General features: G+C 68.7%; 13 protein-coding genes and 1 pseudogene. 8 read left to right on the forward strand and 6 right to left on the reverse strand.

All coding sequences use genetic code 11. The features are described 5' to 3' along the window. Window positions 1-79 precede the first annotated feature (79 nt). The 8 genes from GXW78_RS25210 to GXW78_RS25245 all read left to right on the forward strand — a co-directional run bounded on the left by GXW78_RS25210 (window position 80) and on the right by GXW78_RS25245 (window position 9220). Window positions 80-616 (forward strand): c-type cytochrome, encoded by a 537-nt coding sequence (locus GXW78_RS25210; RefSeq protein ID WP_211871681.1) that lies wholly within the window; start codon window positions 80-82, stop codon window positions 614-616. Between the two features lie 370 nt (window positions 617-986). Beyond that, complete coding sequence (gene hisN, locus GXW78_RS25215; protein ID WP_211871682.1) at window positions 987-1766, forward strand: histidinol-phosphatase; 780 nt, start codon at window positions 987-989, stop codon at window positions 1764-1766. Window positions 1767-1812: 46 nt separating this feature from the next. Continuing rightward, on the forward strand, window positions 1813-3678 hold the full coding sequence (locus GXW78_RS25220; RefSeq protein ID WP_211871683.1) for an extracellular solute-binding protein: 1866 nt from the start codon (window positions 1813-1815) through the stop codon (window positions 3676-3678). 12 nt (window positions 3679-3690) lie between these two features. Next, the gene (locus tag GXW78_RS25225; RefSeq protein WP_211871684.1) at window positions 3691-4809 is read left to right on the forward strand and encodes a microcin C ABC transporter permease YejB; all 1119 of its coding nucleotides are present in this window, start codon (window positions 3691-3693) and stop codon (window positions 4807-4809) included. Between the two features lie 298 nt (window positions 4810-5107). Beyond that, window positions 5108-6142, forward strand: a complete 1035-nt coding sequence (locus tag GXW78_RS25230; RefSeq protein ID WP_211871685.1) for an ABC transporter permease — start codon at window positions 5108-5110, stop codon at window positions 6140-6142. Next, a complete protein-coding gene (locus GXW78_RS25235) occupies window positions 6139-7824 on the forward strand; it encodes an ABC transporter ATP-binding protein (RefSeq protein WP_211871686.1) in 1686 nt (561 codons plus the stop codon). The genes GXW78_RS25230 and GXW78_RS25235 overlap by 4 nt, the downstream gene beginning before the upstream one ends. Then, a complete protein-coding gene (locus GXW78_RS25240; RefSeq protein ID WP_211871687.1) occupies window positions 7821-8288 on the forward strand; it encodes a hypothetical protein in 468 nt (155 codons plus the stop codon). Before GXW78_RS25235 ends, GXW78_RS25240 begins: the two co-directional genes overlap by 4 nt. Next, complete coding sequence (locus GXW78_RS25245) at window positions 8288-9220, forward strand: 2-hydroxyacid dehydrogenase (protein ID WP_211871688.1); 933 nt, start codon at window positions 8288-8290, stop codon at window positions 9218-9220. The genes GXW78_RS25240 and GXW78_RS25245 overlap by 1 nt, the downstream gene beginning before the upstream one ends. A 202-nt stretch (window positions 9221-9422) precedes the next feature. Here the strand turns inward: GXW78_RS25245 and GXW78_RS25250 are convergent, their stop codons facing one another. The 6 genes and pseudogenes from GXW78_RS25250 to GXW78_RS25275 all read right to left on the reverse strand — a co-directional run. Next, window positions 9423-9818 carry a MarR family winged helix-turn-helix transcriptional regulator gene (locus tag GXW78_RS25250; RefSeq protein ID WP_211871689.1) on the reverse strand — a complete coding sequence of 132 codons (396 nt, stop codon included), beginning with the start codon at window positions 9816-9818 and terminating at the stop codon, window positions 9423-9425. A 75-nt stretch (window positions 9819-9893) separates the two neighbouring features. Then, on the reverse strand, window positions 9894-11270 hold the full coding sequence (locus GXW78_RS25255; RefSeq protein ID WP_338147845.1) for a leucyl aminopeptidase family protein: 1377 nt from the start codon (window positions 11268-11270) through the stop codon (window positions 9894-9896). Between the two features lie 208 nt (window positions 11271-11478). Then, window positions 11479-12237, reverse strand: coding sequence for an SGNH/GDSL hydrolase family protein (locus GXW78_RS25260; RefSeq protein ID WP_211871691.1), 759 nt, complete (start codon window positions 12235-12237; stop codon window positions 11479-11481). 62 nt (window positions 12238-12299) lie between these two features. Continuing rightward, the gene (gene rfbD, locus GXW78_RS25265; protein ID WP_211871692.1) at window positions 12300-13175 is read right to left on the reverse strand and encodes a dTDP-4-dehydrorhamnose reductase; all 876 of its coding nucleotides are present in this window, start codon (window positions 13173-13175) and stop codon (window positions 12300-12302) included. Further along, the gene (gene rfbC, locus GXW78_RS25270) at window positions 13175-13735 is read right to left on the reverse strand and encodes a dTDP-4-dehydrorhamnose 3,5-epimerase (protein WP_211871693.1); all 561 of its coding nucleotides are present in this window, start codon (window positions 13733-13735) and stop codon (window positions 13175-13177) included. Before rfbC ends, rfbD begins: the two co-directional genes overlap by 1 nt. Then, window positions 13732-13915: pseudogene (locus tag GXW78_RS25275) on the reverse strand (glucose-1-phosphate thymidylyltransferase); the annotation flags it as partial. The gene rfbC and the pseudogene GXW78_RS25275, both read right to left, overlap by 4 nt.

Consider the following 13915-nt stretch of genomic DNA (forward strand, 5'->3'; position numbering starts at 1 on the left):
TTAGGCAAGGCCGGCGAGGGGCGCAAACGCGCCGCGGCGCTGGCCCCACCGGTGATTAGTGCGAAGGGCCCCGATCGGCATGGCGACCAACCTGGAAGGCAACAAGATCGTCGCGGCGGTGCTGGTCGCCGGTATCACCTTCGGGGTCGCCGGCGTGGTCGGCCGGCTTCTGGTGCATCCGACGATGCCGCATCACGCCGCGATGACGGTGCCGGGCGAGGCCACCGCGCCGACCGCCCCCGCCGCCGCGCCGGCGCTCGATCCGATCGTCCCGCTGCTGGCCTCGGCCGACGTTGCGGCGGGGCAGCAACTCGCGCAGCGCATGTGCGCCTCCTGCCACAGCTTCAATGAGGGCGGCCGCACCGGCGTCGGCCCGAACCTGTATGGCATCGTCGGCGCGCACCATGCGCATGTCGAAGGCTTCAACTATTCTCCCGCCATGCGGAGCCTGGCCGACAAGCCCTGGACCTACGAAGAGCTGAACGCCTGGATCCACAACCCGCGCGCCTATCTGCCGGGGAACCGCATGGCCTATGCCGGCATGGGCAGCACGCAGCAGCGGGCCAACCTGATCGCTTATCTGCGGTCGATCTCGCCGAACGCGCCGGCACCCTGATTCACGCGGACCATGGTCCGCTTGAGTCTTCGTTGGCCTCAGGCGCCGGCGCCCGCATCCGCGGGCTTGGCTTTCGCGCCGCGCACCGGACCACCCATTGGCGACTGCGGCTGGTCCGGGCGCGGCCGCGCTGTGCGCTCCCGGATCGAGGCAACCCCTCGCTCCGCTGTTTCCGGTAATGGCGGGCGTTCCTCGTGACGTCGCCGGCCACATCCGCGGCTTGGGTCGGCGCCGATTCGGAACTTCGCGCCCTTCGGCGCTGCGATTATCGAACGCTTCGCCTTCGGGCTGTGCGCTGGACCGTTGGCGCGGCGGTCGTGCTTTACGTTCGCGGCCCGATGCAGGACATCGGGCCGGGTAGGAGGCCTGCATGATCCGCTACCCCCTCATCACGGCCGCCGAGGAAGCTGCGGATGCGGCAGGCGCCGTGATCCGGCCGTTGTTCCGCTCCGCCCTGCTGGTCGAGGCCAAGGGTGACGCCAGCCCGGTGACGCGCGCCGACCGCGAGGCCGAGGAAGCGATTCGTGCCCTGATTGGCGAACGCTTCCCCGACCACGGCGTGATCGGGGAGGAGCACGGCGCCGACCGGCCCGACGCCGAATGGGTCTGGGTGGTGGACCCGATCGACGGCACCCGCGCCTTCGTCACCGGGCGGCCGCTGTTCGGCAGCCTGATCGGACTGCTCCATCAGGGCGTGCCCGTGCTGGGCATCATCGATCAGCCCGTCACCGGTGAGCGCTGGGTGGGCGTGAAGGGGCGGCCGACGCGCTTTCGTGGGCCGATGGGCACCGCCGGCTGCCGGCCCTGTGCCGCGGTGGGCGAGGCCGAGTTGTCCTGTACCAGCCCCGACATGTTCACCGAGGCCGACCGGCCGGGCTTCGAGCGCCTGCGCCGGGCCGCGCGGCGGGTGACGTGGGGCGGCGACTGCTATTCCTACGGGCTGGCGGCGCTTGGCCTGGTCGACATCGTTTGCGACAGCACGATGAAGATCTGGGACTGGGCGGCGCTCGTGCCGGTGGTGGAGGGGGCGGGCGGCCGCGTGACCGGCTGGCGCGGGGAAGCCCTTACAGCCGAATCGGACGGGCGGGTCCTGGCCGTCGGCGACCCGGCGCTGCTCGAGGAAGCGGTGGGCCTCCTCACCGATCGGTAAGTGCTCGGACGTTGCCGCGCGGGGGTGGAACCCCCATCCTGCACGCATGAATCGTCGCAGCCTCCTGGCGCTTGGCGCCGTCGCCGCCCTTCCCGCCGCCCTGCCGCGCGGGGTCCGCGCCGCCGTCCCAGCGGGGGGCGACAGGCCGGGGGAAGTGGTGCGAACCCACGCCATGTCGCTGCTGGCGCCGCCGTCGCTGCCTGCCGATTTCGCGCACTTCCCCTGGGCTGACCCGAATGCGCTGAAGGGCGGGGAAGTGGTCCTGACCCGTCTGGGGTCCTTCGACAGCTTCAACCCCTATATCCTGCGCGGCACGCCGGATATCGGCGTCGGGTCGATCTACGACACGCTGATGGCGAGCAACCCGGACGAGGCGACCGCCGAATACGGCCTGCTGGCCGAGACGGTGGAACTGCCGGCCGACCGCAAGGGTGTCAGCTTCGAGCTGCGCGAGATCGCCCGCTGGCACGACGGCCGGCCGGTGACGGCCGAGGACGTGGTCTTCACCTTCAACGTCCTGCGCACCCAGGGCCGGCCCTTCTTTCGCGCCTATTGGGCCGATGTGACGGAGGTGGTGGCCGAAAGCCCGAAGCGCGTGACCTTCCGCTTCAAGGACGCGGGTAACCGCGAACTCGCGCAGATCCTGGGTGACCTGCCAGTGCTGCCGAAGCATTACTGGGAAGGGCGGGACTTCGCACGACCGTCGCTCGACGTGCCGCTCGGGTCAGGCCCGTACAGGCTGGAACGCTTCGAGCCGAACCGCAGCGCCGTCTATCGCCGCGTCGATGACTATTGGGCGCGCGACCTGGGTGTGCGGCGCGGGCAGAACAACATCGACACGCTGCGCTATGAGTATTTCCGCGACACCACCGTGGCCTTCGAAGCCTTCAAGGCCGGCCACGTCGATTTCCGCACCGAGAACGTCGCCCGGGATTGGGCGACCGGCTACGACTTCCCCGCCGTCCGCCGCGGCCTGGTGAAGAAGGAGGAAGTGCCGCACGAGATCCCGACGGGCATGCAGTCCTTCGCGATGAACCTGCGCCGCCCGCTATTCCAGGATGCCCGCGTCCGCCGCGCGCTGATCGAAGTGTTCGACTTCGAGTGGATGAACGTGAACCTGTTCTACGGGGCCTATAAGCGGACCACGTCCTACTTCTCGAACTCCGACTTCGCATCGCAGGGCCTGCCGCAAGGGCGGGAACTCGCGATCCTCGAGACCTTCCGCGGCCGCATCCCGGAGACCGTCTTCACCGAGGAATACAAGCTGCCGGTTACCGATGGGACGGGGAACAACCGCGACGGCATCCGCCGCGCCCTGGCGCTGCTGCGGCAGGCCGGCTGGACCGTGCGCGACCGGCGGCTGGTGAATGCGCAGGGCCAGCCCTTCGAATTCGAGATCCTGCTGCAGGGGGCGACCTTCGAGCGCATCGCGCTGCCCTATGTGCAATGGCTCGAACGCCTGGGCATCAGTGCGCGCGTGCGCACCGTCGACCCGGCGCAGTATCAGGTGCGCATCGACGCTTTCGACTACGACATGACGGTCGATTCCATCGGCCAGAGCTTCTCCCCGGGCAATGAGCAGCGCGACTTCTTCGGCGCCGCCAAGGCGCGCGAGAACGGCAGCCGGAACGTCGCCGGCATCGCCGACCCGGCGATCGACGAGCTCGTCGAACTGGTGATCGCCGCCCCGGACTATGATGAGCTCGTCGCGCGGACCCGTGCCATGGACCGCGTCCTGCTGCACCACAACTTCGTCATTCCCCAGTGGCACCTGCCGGCCTTCCGCGTCGCCTATTGGGACAAGTTCGGCCACCCCGCGCGCAACCCGCGCTACGGCCTTGCCTTCCCCTCGGCCTGGTGGATCGATCCGGCGCGCGACCGCGCGCTCGCCGAAGCCCGCCGCAGCCTGTGACGCGCGGCTAGGATGGGTGCCTATCTGATCCGGCGGCTGCTGCTGGTGATCCCGACGCTGCTCGGCATCATCATCATCAACTTCGCCGTCGTGCAGTTCGCCCCGGGCGGGCCGGTCGAGCAGATGCTGGCCGAGCTGCGCGGCGAAGGGCAGTCGACGCTCGGCCGTGTCACCGGCGAGGGCGGCGGCGAGATCCGTGGCGCAAACAGCGCTGAACGTGCGGGTGGCGGCGGCGGCGGTGGTCCTGTCGGGACCTATCGCGGCGCTCGGGGCCTGGACCCGTCCATCGTCGCCGAGATCGAGCGCAGCTTCGGCTTCGACAAGCCGGCGAGCACGCGCTTCTTCGAAATGATGAAGGGCTACCTGACCTTCGACTTCGGCCGGTCCCTGTTCCGCGATCGCCCGGTGGTGGACCTGATCCTCGAGAAAATGCCGGTGTCGGTCAGCCTTGGGCTGTGGTCCACGCTGATCATCTACATCGTGTCGATCCCGCTCGGCATCCGGAAGGCGGTGAAGGACGGGTCACGCTTCGACATCGCCACATCGGGCGTGGTTCTGGTGGGCTACGCGATCCCGGGCTTCCTCTTCGCCATCCTGCTCGTCGTCTTCTTCGCCGGTGGATCGTTCTTCCAATGGTTCCCGTTGCGCGGACTGTCGAGCCCCGGCGCCGATACGCTGCCCTTTGCGCAGCGTGCGCTGGACTACGCCTGGCATATGGCGCTGCCGACGCTGACGCTGGTGATCGGCGGCTTCGCGGGCCTGACCATGCTGACGAAGAACGCCTTCATGGACGAGATCGGCAAGCAGTACACCGTGACCGCCCGCGCCAAGGGCAACACCGAGGGCCGCATTTTGTACGGCCACATCTTCCGCAACGCGATGCTGCTGATCATCGCCGGCTTCCCCGCGGCGTTCATCGGCATCCTGTTCACGGGCGCCCTGCTGACGGAGATCGTCTTTTCGCTCGATGGGCTCGGCCTGCTCGGCTTCGAAAGCGCGATTCGTCGCGACTATCCCGTGATGTTCGCGACGCTTTACATTTTCACGCTGCTCGGGCTCGTGATGCAGATCGTGGGGGACTTCACCTACACGCTGGTGGACCCACGGATCGATTTCGAGGCGCGGCGGTGATGGGTGTCGCGGCTGATTGGAGAGGGGCGCTGCCCCTCTCCAAACCTCACCCCGCCAAAGGCCGAAAGGCCTTTGGAAACCTTGACTTGGCGATTGGCGCTTCAGGCAGCACGAACGGGCGCGGGCGTTCCGTGCTCAGCACCAAGAGGAATTCCGGGCTCCATGCACGGCGCGCTCTCCGCAATGGCGAAACACCTGCACTGCCCAGCACCAGGTTGAGGTTTCCAAAGGCCCTTCGGCCTTTGGTGGGGTGGGGTACGGGGAGGGGCAAAGCCCCTCTCCGGGGGAGCAGCGCCCGATGAGCCCCCTGAACACCCGTCGCCTCGCCAACTTCCGGGCGAACCGTCGCGGCTACATCTCCCTCATCGTCTTCGGCTTCCTGTTCTTCTTCACCCTCTTCGCCGAATTCATCGCCAATGATCGTCCGCTGGTGGCGAAGGTGGAGGGGCGTTGGTTTGTGCCGGTGCTGATGGACTATGCCGAGAGCGACGTGATCGAGGACGGCCTGCCCACGACCGCGGACTGGCATGACCGAGGATTCCAGGAGGAATTCGAGGCCAAGGGCGGTTGGATGGTCTGGCCGTTGGTGCCGTATTCCTATCGCACGGTGGTGCGGGATCTCGGGCAGCCGGCGCCGTCGCCGCCAAGCTGGAAGAACTGGCTTGGCACCGATGACCAGGCGCGGGATGTGCTGGCGCGGGTGATCTATGGGTTCCGCATCTCGGTGCTGTTCGGCTTCACGCTGACGATCGTGTCGTCGTTCTTCGGCATCGCGGCAGGAGCGGTGCAGGGGTTCTATGGCGGGCTGACCGATCTGCTGTTCCAGCGCTTCATCGAGATCTGGTCGGGCATGCCGCAGCTTTATCTGCTGATCATCCTGGCGAGCATGATCGAGCCGACATTCTGGGTGCTGCTGATCTTCCTGCTTCTGTTTTCCTGGATGGGGCTGACGGGCGTGGTGCGCGCGGAGTTCCTGCGCGGCCGCAATTTCGACTATGTCCGTGCGGCGAAGGCGCTGGGCGTGGGCGACGCCGTGGTGATGTTCCGCCACATCCTGCCGAACGCGATGGTGGCGACGCTGACCTTCCTGCCCTTCGTCCTGTCGGGGTCGGTGACGGTGCTGGCGAGCCTCGACTTTCTCGGCTTCGGGCTGCCGCCGGGTTCGCCGTCGCTGGGGGAGCTGGTGAACCAGGGCAAGAACAACCTGAACGCGCCGTGGCTGGCGATGACGGGCTTCGTCGTGCTCGGTGGGATGCTGACGCTTTTGATATTCGTGGGTGAGGGCGTGCGCGACGCCTTCGATCCGCGCAAGTTGCCGGGAGGATCGCGATGAGCGCGTCCGATGGTCAGAGCACCAATGCACTCCACAAAGAGCACGGAGAGCTGAATCGCCCACGCCAGCCGCAGGGTGCGTTGCTGGAGGTGCACAACCTGACGGTGGCGTTCCGCGGCAGTCCGGTGGTGCAGGGCGTCTCCTTCTCGGTGGAGAAGGGCGAGACGGTCGCGCTGGTGGGCGAATCCGGGTCGGGCAAGTCGGTCACGGCGCTGTCCTGCCTCCGGCTGCTGCCGGCGGCCGGCGCCAATCCGGAAGGGCGGATCGTGCTGGACGGGACGGATGTGCTGACCGCCGCGCCGGACGAGCTTCGCCGGCTGCGCGGCGGCGTGGCGGGCATGGTGTTCCAGGAACCCATGACCTCGCTGAACCCGCTGCACACGGTCGAACGGCAGGTGGCGGAGGCGATCACGCTGCATCAGCCGCTGGCAGGATCGGCGTTGCGCGCGCGGGTGATCGAATTACTGCGCCGCGCTGGGTTCCCGAAGGCGGAAGATCGGCTCGGCGCCTATCCGCACCAGCTGTCGGGCGGGCAGCGTCAGCGCGTGATGATCGCGGCAGCGCTGGCCAACGATCCGAAGCTGCTGATCGCGGATGAGCCGACCACGGCGCTCGACGTGACGATCCAGGCGCAGATCCTGGAACTGCTGGAACGGCTGAAGCGCGAGCTCGGCATGGCGCTGCTGCTGATCACCCACGATCTGAACATCGTGAAGAAACACGCGGACCGCGTGGTGGTGATGAAGGATGGCCGCGCCGTCGAACAGGGCGAGGTGAACACCGTCTTCGCCGCACCCCAGCACGACTACACTCGCATGCTGATCGCGACCGAACCGAGGGGCCAGCCCGCGCCGGTCGAGGATGGCGCGGCGGAGGTCATGCGCGGCGACGATGTGAAGGTCAGTTTCCCCATCCGCCGCGGGCTGATGCGCCGCGTGGTGGCGGAGGTAAAGGCCGTCGACGGCGTTTCGCTGAGCGTACGGGAGGGCGAGACGGTCGGGCTGGTCGGGGAATCCGGTTCCGGCAAGACCACGCTCGGCCTCGCCATGCTGCGGCTGGAGCATAGCGAAGGCGCGATCCACTTTGAGGGGCGCGACATCCAGCCGCTCGACCGCGGGGCGCTGCGGCCGCTGCGGCGCCGGATGCAGATCGTCTTCCAGGATCCGTTCGGCGCGCTGTCCCCGCGCATGAGCGTCGGTGAGATCGTCGGCGAGGGCCTGGCGGTGCATGAGGCAGGGCTGAACGCTACGCAGCGCGCCGCGACCGTTGCGACGGCGCTGCAGGAAGTCGGGCTGCAACCGGGCATGGCCGAACGTTATCCGCATGAGTTCTCAGGCGGGCAGCGGCAACGCATCGCGATCGCGCGCGCCTTGGTGCTGAAGCCCCGCTTCCTGGTGCTGGACGAACCGACCAGCGCGCTCGATGTCAGCGTACAGGCGCAGGTGGTCGAGTTGCTGCGCGATCTGCAGGCGAGGCACCGGCTGGCGTATCTGTTCATCTCGCACGATCTTCGGGTCGTGCGCGCCATGGCGCACCGCATCATCGTGCTGAAGGACGGCAAGGTGGTGGAGGAGGGCGAGGCCGCTCAGGTTGTCGCCGAGCCGCGGGAAGCCTACACCCGGGCACTCATGGCCGCAGCCTTTGATTTGCGGGCGGAGGCGGCACCGGGACTGCGGAATTGAACGAACTCGATACGCTGAAGAAGCTGCTGGATGCGGAGCACGTCAAACTCGGCATCAGCATCCGTCGCATGAATTCGCCCGGCTCCCCGGTCTATCGCTCGGGGGAGAATGTGTGGCCGCCGGCTGTCGCGCTCGGGGCGTCCCTCGTTGCGCTGAAATGGGGCGGCATCCCGCTCGAATGGATCGGCATCGAGCAGGGCGGCGCCTGGGCGGGCACCGTGGTGCTGGCGTTGGGCTGCTGGTGGTGGCTCACGAAGATCATGCCGAAGGTCAAGGACGGCGTGTTCGACCGCAGCGCCACCTATGCCCTGCAATCCCCCGCGCGGTTCGATTCGCTCTGGAGCCAGGGCGTATTGAGTCTCTACGCGAAGATGCCCGACGGGACCGAGCGCGCCGCGACACAGCGCGATTCCTGGCGGGCCTTCGTCACCGCAATCGATCAGGAACTGGAGGGGCAAGGCTGATGGCCGTCCTGCTGTCCACCAAGAAGAACACCATGCAGGACTGGAAGGCGGCGCTGCTGGCCGTCGATCCGTCCCTCGACGTGCGGCTGTTTCCCGATGTCGGGGACCCGCCCGAGATCGAGGCCGCGGTGGTATGGACCGCGCACGACATGATGGAGCTGCGCCGGTACCCGAACCTGCGCGTCATCGTGTCCATGGGCGCCGGCGTCGATCACCTGTTCCGCCCGCCCGGGCCGCCGCCGGGCGTGCCGGTGGCGCGGCTGCTGGATACGCGGCTGACGCAGGGCATGACCGAATGGGTGTTGCTGAACGTGTTGCGCTTCCATCGGCAGGACCCCGAGTATCGTGATCTGCAGGCGCGCAAGGTTTGGCTCGAACTGCCTGCACCCGAAACCTCCGGGCGGCGGATCGGCATGCTTGGCCTCGGCGAGCTCGGTAGCGACGCGGCCCGCGCGCTGCGGGCGCTCGGCTTCCCGGTGCTGGGGTGGTCGCGGCGCCCCAAGGCGGTTGATGGCGTGGAGACCTTCCATGGCGCAGACGGCCTGCTGGCCATGGCTGCCAAGGCCGAGATCCTGGTCTGCCTGTTGCCGCTGACGCCCGAGACGCGGGGTGTGATCGATGCGCGGCTGCTGGGCGCGATGAAGCCGGGCGGCTTCCTGATCAATGCTGCGCGCGGCGGCCACATGGTCGGGGCGGATGTGCTGGCGGCGCTCGATTCCGGTCACCTGGCCGGTGCCGCGCTCGACGTCTTTGAGCCGGAGCCGCTGCCGGAGGACAGCCCCTTCTGGACGCATCCGAAGGTGATCCTGACGCCGCATGCGGCGAGCATCACCATCCCGTCCAGCGCGGCGCCGCAGGTGGTAGAAAACATCCACCGGGCACGGGCCGGTCAGCCACTCATCAATCTGGTGGATTTCTCGGCGGGGTACTGAGGCCATCCGGAGAGGGGCAGCGCCCCTCTCCAGACCTCACCCCACCAGGATGCTGGGCATCCTGGACCGCAATCTGTCGGTGCTGGTCACGACGGTCAGCGCAGTTCGCGCATAAGCGGCTCGCTGCATTCTTCGGCCGGCGGCGCCTCGACGATCGCAAAGGCCTTTCGGCCTTTGCTGGGGAGGGCAGAGCCCCTCCTCGTCACACCGCGCGCAGCGCCGGCTGTTCGGCCGCCGGCAGCAGCTTGGCCTCGGTCGTGCCCTTCACGGCCTCGGTCATCACGCCGCGCAGGTCCTGCAGGAAGGTCGTCCCCTTCGGGGTGCGCTGCACCAGAACGCTGCGGCGATCGGCCGGGTCGACCTTGCGGCGCGCCAGGTCAAGTTCGCCGAGGCGGTCGAGCGCCCGGGTGATCGCCGGCTTGGACACGTTCAGGTCGGCCGCCAGGCCGCGAACCGTGTGCGGGCCTTCGCTCAAGTAGACGGTCAGCAGCACGGCAAGCTGGCGGGCGGACAGATCGGGCCCGTCGCTACGCACCAGGGCGACGATCGTTTCGCGCAGGATGCCGATCTGCTGATCGGGGTTGCCAGGGAGAGTCATGGCTTCTTCCTTACAGTGCTTGGGGCGGTGAAGCCGCCCGTAGATGCCTTTGCGGCAGGAAACGCGGCAGGCATCTCAAGGGCCTGCCGCAGGGTGAAGGCGTTGTGCCCGATTGGCGATCAGGGCGTGCAGGGCGCGCGCGCATTGCGCTTCCCCGCCCTCCGGCCTGCCTGGCCGGTTCGAATCGTTCCAGGCGTACAGATCAAGGTGCGCCCAGGGGATGCCCGCCGGCACGAAGCGGCGCAGGAACAGCGCCGCCGTTATCGCCCCGGCCATCGGCTTCTGGGCAGTGTTGGACAGGTCCGCAAATGGTGAGTCGAGCCACGAATCGTAACCATCGTGCAGCGGTAGTCTCCACATCGGATCGCGCACGGCGTCACCGGCGGCGAGCAGCCGGGTTGCCAGATCGTCATCGTTGCAGAACAGGGCTGGCAAGTCAGGACCCAGCGCCACACGCGCCGCCCCGGTCAGGGTCGCGCAATCGATGATGGCGGCGGGACCCTGTTCGGAGGCAAAGGCCAGAAGGTCGCAGAGCACAAGCCGGCCCTCGGCGTCGGTGTTACCGATCTCGACCCTGAGGCCCTTGCGAGTGCGGAGAACATCCATCGGCCGCATGGCATGGCCAGAAATGGCGTTCTCCACCGCCCCAACAAGCACCAGCAGCCGCACCGGCAATCCGCTCCGCATCACCATTTCGGCAGCGGCAAGGACCACTGCCGCACCCGCCATGTCCTTCTTCATGCGCAGCATGCCGGCGGGGGGTTTCAGGTCGAGCCCGCCGCTATCGAAGCAGACCCCCTTGCCGCATAGCGCGATCAGCGGCCCGTCCGCGGCCCCCGTCCAGCGCAGCACGGCCACACGCGGAGGGCGCGGGCTGCCGCCGCCAACCGCGGCGACGGCGGGGAAGCCCTGTGCCAAAGCCTCGTCGGCGATCACCTCGCAGCTCGCGCCGTGCCGCGCGGCCAGAGCGACGGCGGCTTCGGCCAGTTCGACAGGGCCGAGATCGGCCGCGGGTGCGTTGATCAGATCCCGCGCGGCACAGATGGCTTCCGCCGTCATCAGCGCCTGCTCAGATCCCAAAGGCAGTTCGAGCACGGCGGGCGCCGCACCTGCCGCCTTGTGCCGGATCGGGCGATAGGCGCCGAGCGCCCAGCCTAGCGTGGCCTCCGCCGGATCCCCCTCGCCGGGCGCGAGACGCCAGGCGCTGCCGCTCGGCAGGCCGCGGGCGAGGCCGCCATAGGCCCACGGCCCGGCGTCACCATTGCCGAGGCCGACCGCCGCGCCGGCAAGGCCATCCGTTCCAGGCAGTAGCGCCACTTCCCCGGCGCGTGCGGTAAAGCCGGCGCCGCGCAGGAAGGCCGCGGCGGCACTGGGCAGGTTGTTCAGGAAGCCGGCCAGCGCATCCGCCCGCACCGCATGGAGCGGCAGGCCCTGGGATGCGCTGGATGTCACGCCGACTAGCATGAAAGCTTCCAATGCGCGGCGATCGATTCGGTTTCGTGAACATTCATGATGCAGCGGTTGGTCATACAACTGACCGATACCGCACGCCAACGTTGCTCCGCCGCAATTGCGCTATGCGGTGGGTGCAGTGCAGCAATAAACCATGCCGTGTCCGCCTGCGGATGGTGCTCTCCACCGAGCAGCGCAGCGGCGCCGTTCACCGCGCCCGCCGGGCGAGGATCGGGGGTGGACTTGCCAGGAGCGCCTCGGCCATCGCTTCGGCGACACAGGCGTATCCCCGGTCATTGTGGTGAAGCTCATCGGGAACCAGTAGGGCGGCGGGCGGCACGCCGGCGACGGTCCAGCGATCCATCAGGGTCCCGCGCGAGAACAGAGCGACGCCCGGCGTCGTCGCGGCGATCTCGGCCAGCGCCGCATCGAAGCGATCGTGGTCCGGATTGGCCGCGATGCGCGGGGCGCGCTGGTTGTCCATCAGCACGACATCGATGCCGGCCTCGCGCAGCCGGTGCACCCCCTCCCTGACGGAGCCCGCGAAGGCGGCCGGATCCATCCGGCGCATGGCCGCGTTCGCGCCGAGCTGCCAGATGACGAGGTCCGGACGTTCGGCGATCACGTCGCGGTCGAGCCGTACCAGCATGTTGTCGGCGTCCTCCCCGCCCCGGCCGCGGTTCAGCACGGTGACCGGAACATCCAGTGCGGCGCGCAGCCGGGCCTCCAGCAGTGCCGGATAGGTATGGCCCGGTTCCGAGGCACCGGCCCCGGCGGTCGAGGAGGAGCCGAACGCGACGATGCGAACCCCGTCGACCCGCCCGCGCGCTTCGGCGAAGCGCGCTGACGCAATGGCCGGATGCGGCAGGCTGGGGCAGGCGCCTGCCAGAGCGGGGACGGCGGGGACGGTGAGAAGGAGGGCGAGCAGCGCGCGGCGCGGGGAGATCGCCGCCCGAAGCCGCCGCATGAGGGGCCGAAAGGCACCCATGCCACGGTGTTCCGGTGCCATGAGGGACGACGAGAAACAGGTCATGCGGCCAACCGGGCGTGCAGGACGCGTGCAAGACCCTCCCGCCAGGGCGGCAGCCGAATGCCGAAGGTCCGATCCAGCCGCGAGCAGTCCAACCGCCCATCCGCGGGCCGGCAGGCGCGGGTCGGGAAATCGGCGGTCGTGATCGCGGTCAGCACCGGATGCAGGCCGGTGCTGCCGAAGATCGCCTCGGCGAAGCCGTGCCAGGTCGTGGTGCCGGAGCCGGTCGCGTGGAACACCCCGCGATGGGAGTCGTGCCATCCATCATAACGGATACGTGATAATATGGCAGCGATGGCGTCGGCAAGGTCGGGTGCGGCGGTGGGGGCGCCGTGCTGGTCGGCGACAACGCGCAGCTCGGGTCGTTCTGCCCCCAGGCGCAGCATGGTGCGTAGGAAGTTGTGGCCAGCGGCGGCGTAGACCCAGGCTGTGCGCAGCACCAGCGTTTGGGGGTTGCCGGCCAGCGCCGACCACTCGCCGGCCAGCTTGGTCCGCCCGTAGGCGCTCAGTGGATTCGGCGAATCCGATTCGACATAGGGCGCGCCCTTGGCCCCGTCGAAGACGTAGTCGGTCGAGATCTGGATCAGCGGGATGCCGGATGCGGCGCAGGCGGCGGCGACCAGGCCGGGTCCGAGGGCATTCGCGCGGAAGGCGGCAGGCTCATTGTCCTCGGCGGCATCGACGGCGGTCCAGGCGGCGCAGTTCACCACCGCATCCGGCCTGGCGGTGGCGACGGCGGCGCCGACGCTCGCAGGGGCGTCGAAGTCGAACGCCGGCCGGCCAGTGGTGATGGCCTCGAATCCCCGGGGCGGCAGGGCGGTCGCCAGTGCAGCGGCGAGCTGCCCGCCCTGGCCGGTGACGAGGATGCGCCGCATCACCAGGAGCCCTGTGGGAAGGGCGCGAGAATCTCGGCGAGGCGTGGTGCCGTGCGGTCCTTCTCCGACAGCATCGGCGTATCGACCGACCAGTCGATGTCGAGGTCCGGATCGTCCCAGGCGATGCCGGCATCGGCCTCCCGGTCGTAGTAGTTGTCGGTCTTGTAGAGAACCTCGGTATTCGGCTCGAGCGTCACATAGCCATGGGCGAAGCCGCGCGGCACCCAGAGCTGGCGCCAGTTGTCCGCACTCAGCACTTCCGCCGCATAGCGGCCATAGGTCGGCGAGCCCAGCCGAATATCCACCGCCACATCCAGGATGGCGCCGCGCGCGGCGCGCACCAGCTTGCCCTGTGCCGAGGGCGGGCGCTGAAAATGCAGCCCGCGCAGCACGCCGGCCTGGGCCGAGAAGGCGTGGTTGTCCTGCACGAATTCGGCCGTCACACCTACCGCCTCGGCGGTGCGGCGCGACCAGACCTCGCTGAAGAAGCCGCGCGCATCGCCGTGGCGCACGGGCTCGATCAGCAGCACCTCGGGGATGGCGAGGGGGGTGACCTTCACGCCAGCTTCCCCGCGGCGAGGTCGCGCAGATAGGCGCCATAGGCGGTCTTGCCCAGCGCCGCGGCGCGCGCCTGCAGCCCGGCCGCGTCGATGAAGCCCATGCGATAGGCGATCTCCTCCGGACAGCCCACCTGCAGCCCCTGGCGTTCCTGCACGGTCTGCACGAACAGCGCGGCCTGC

This window comes from Neoroseomonas terrae (genome assembly GCF_018129025.1).
GTDB lineage: Bacteria > Pseudomonadota > Alphaproteobacteria > Acetobacterales > Acetobacteraceae > Neoroseomonas > Neoroseomonas terrae.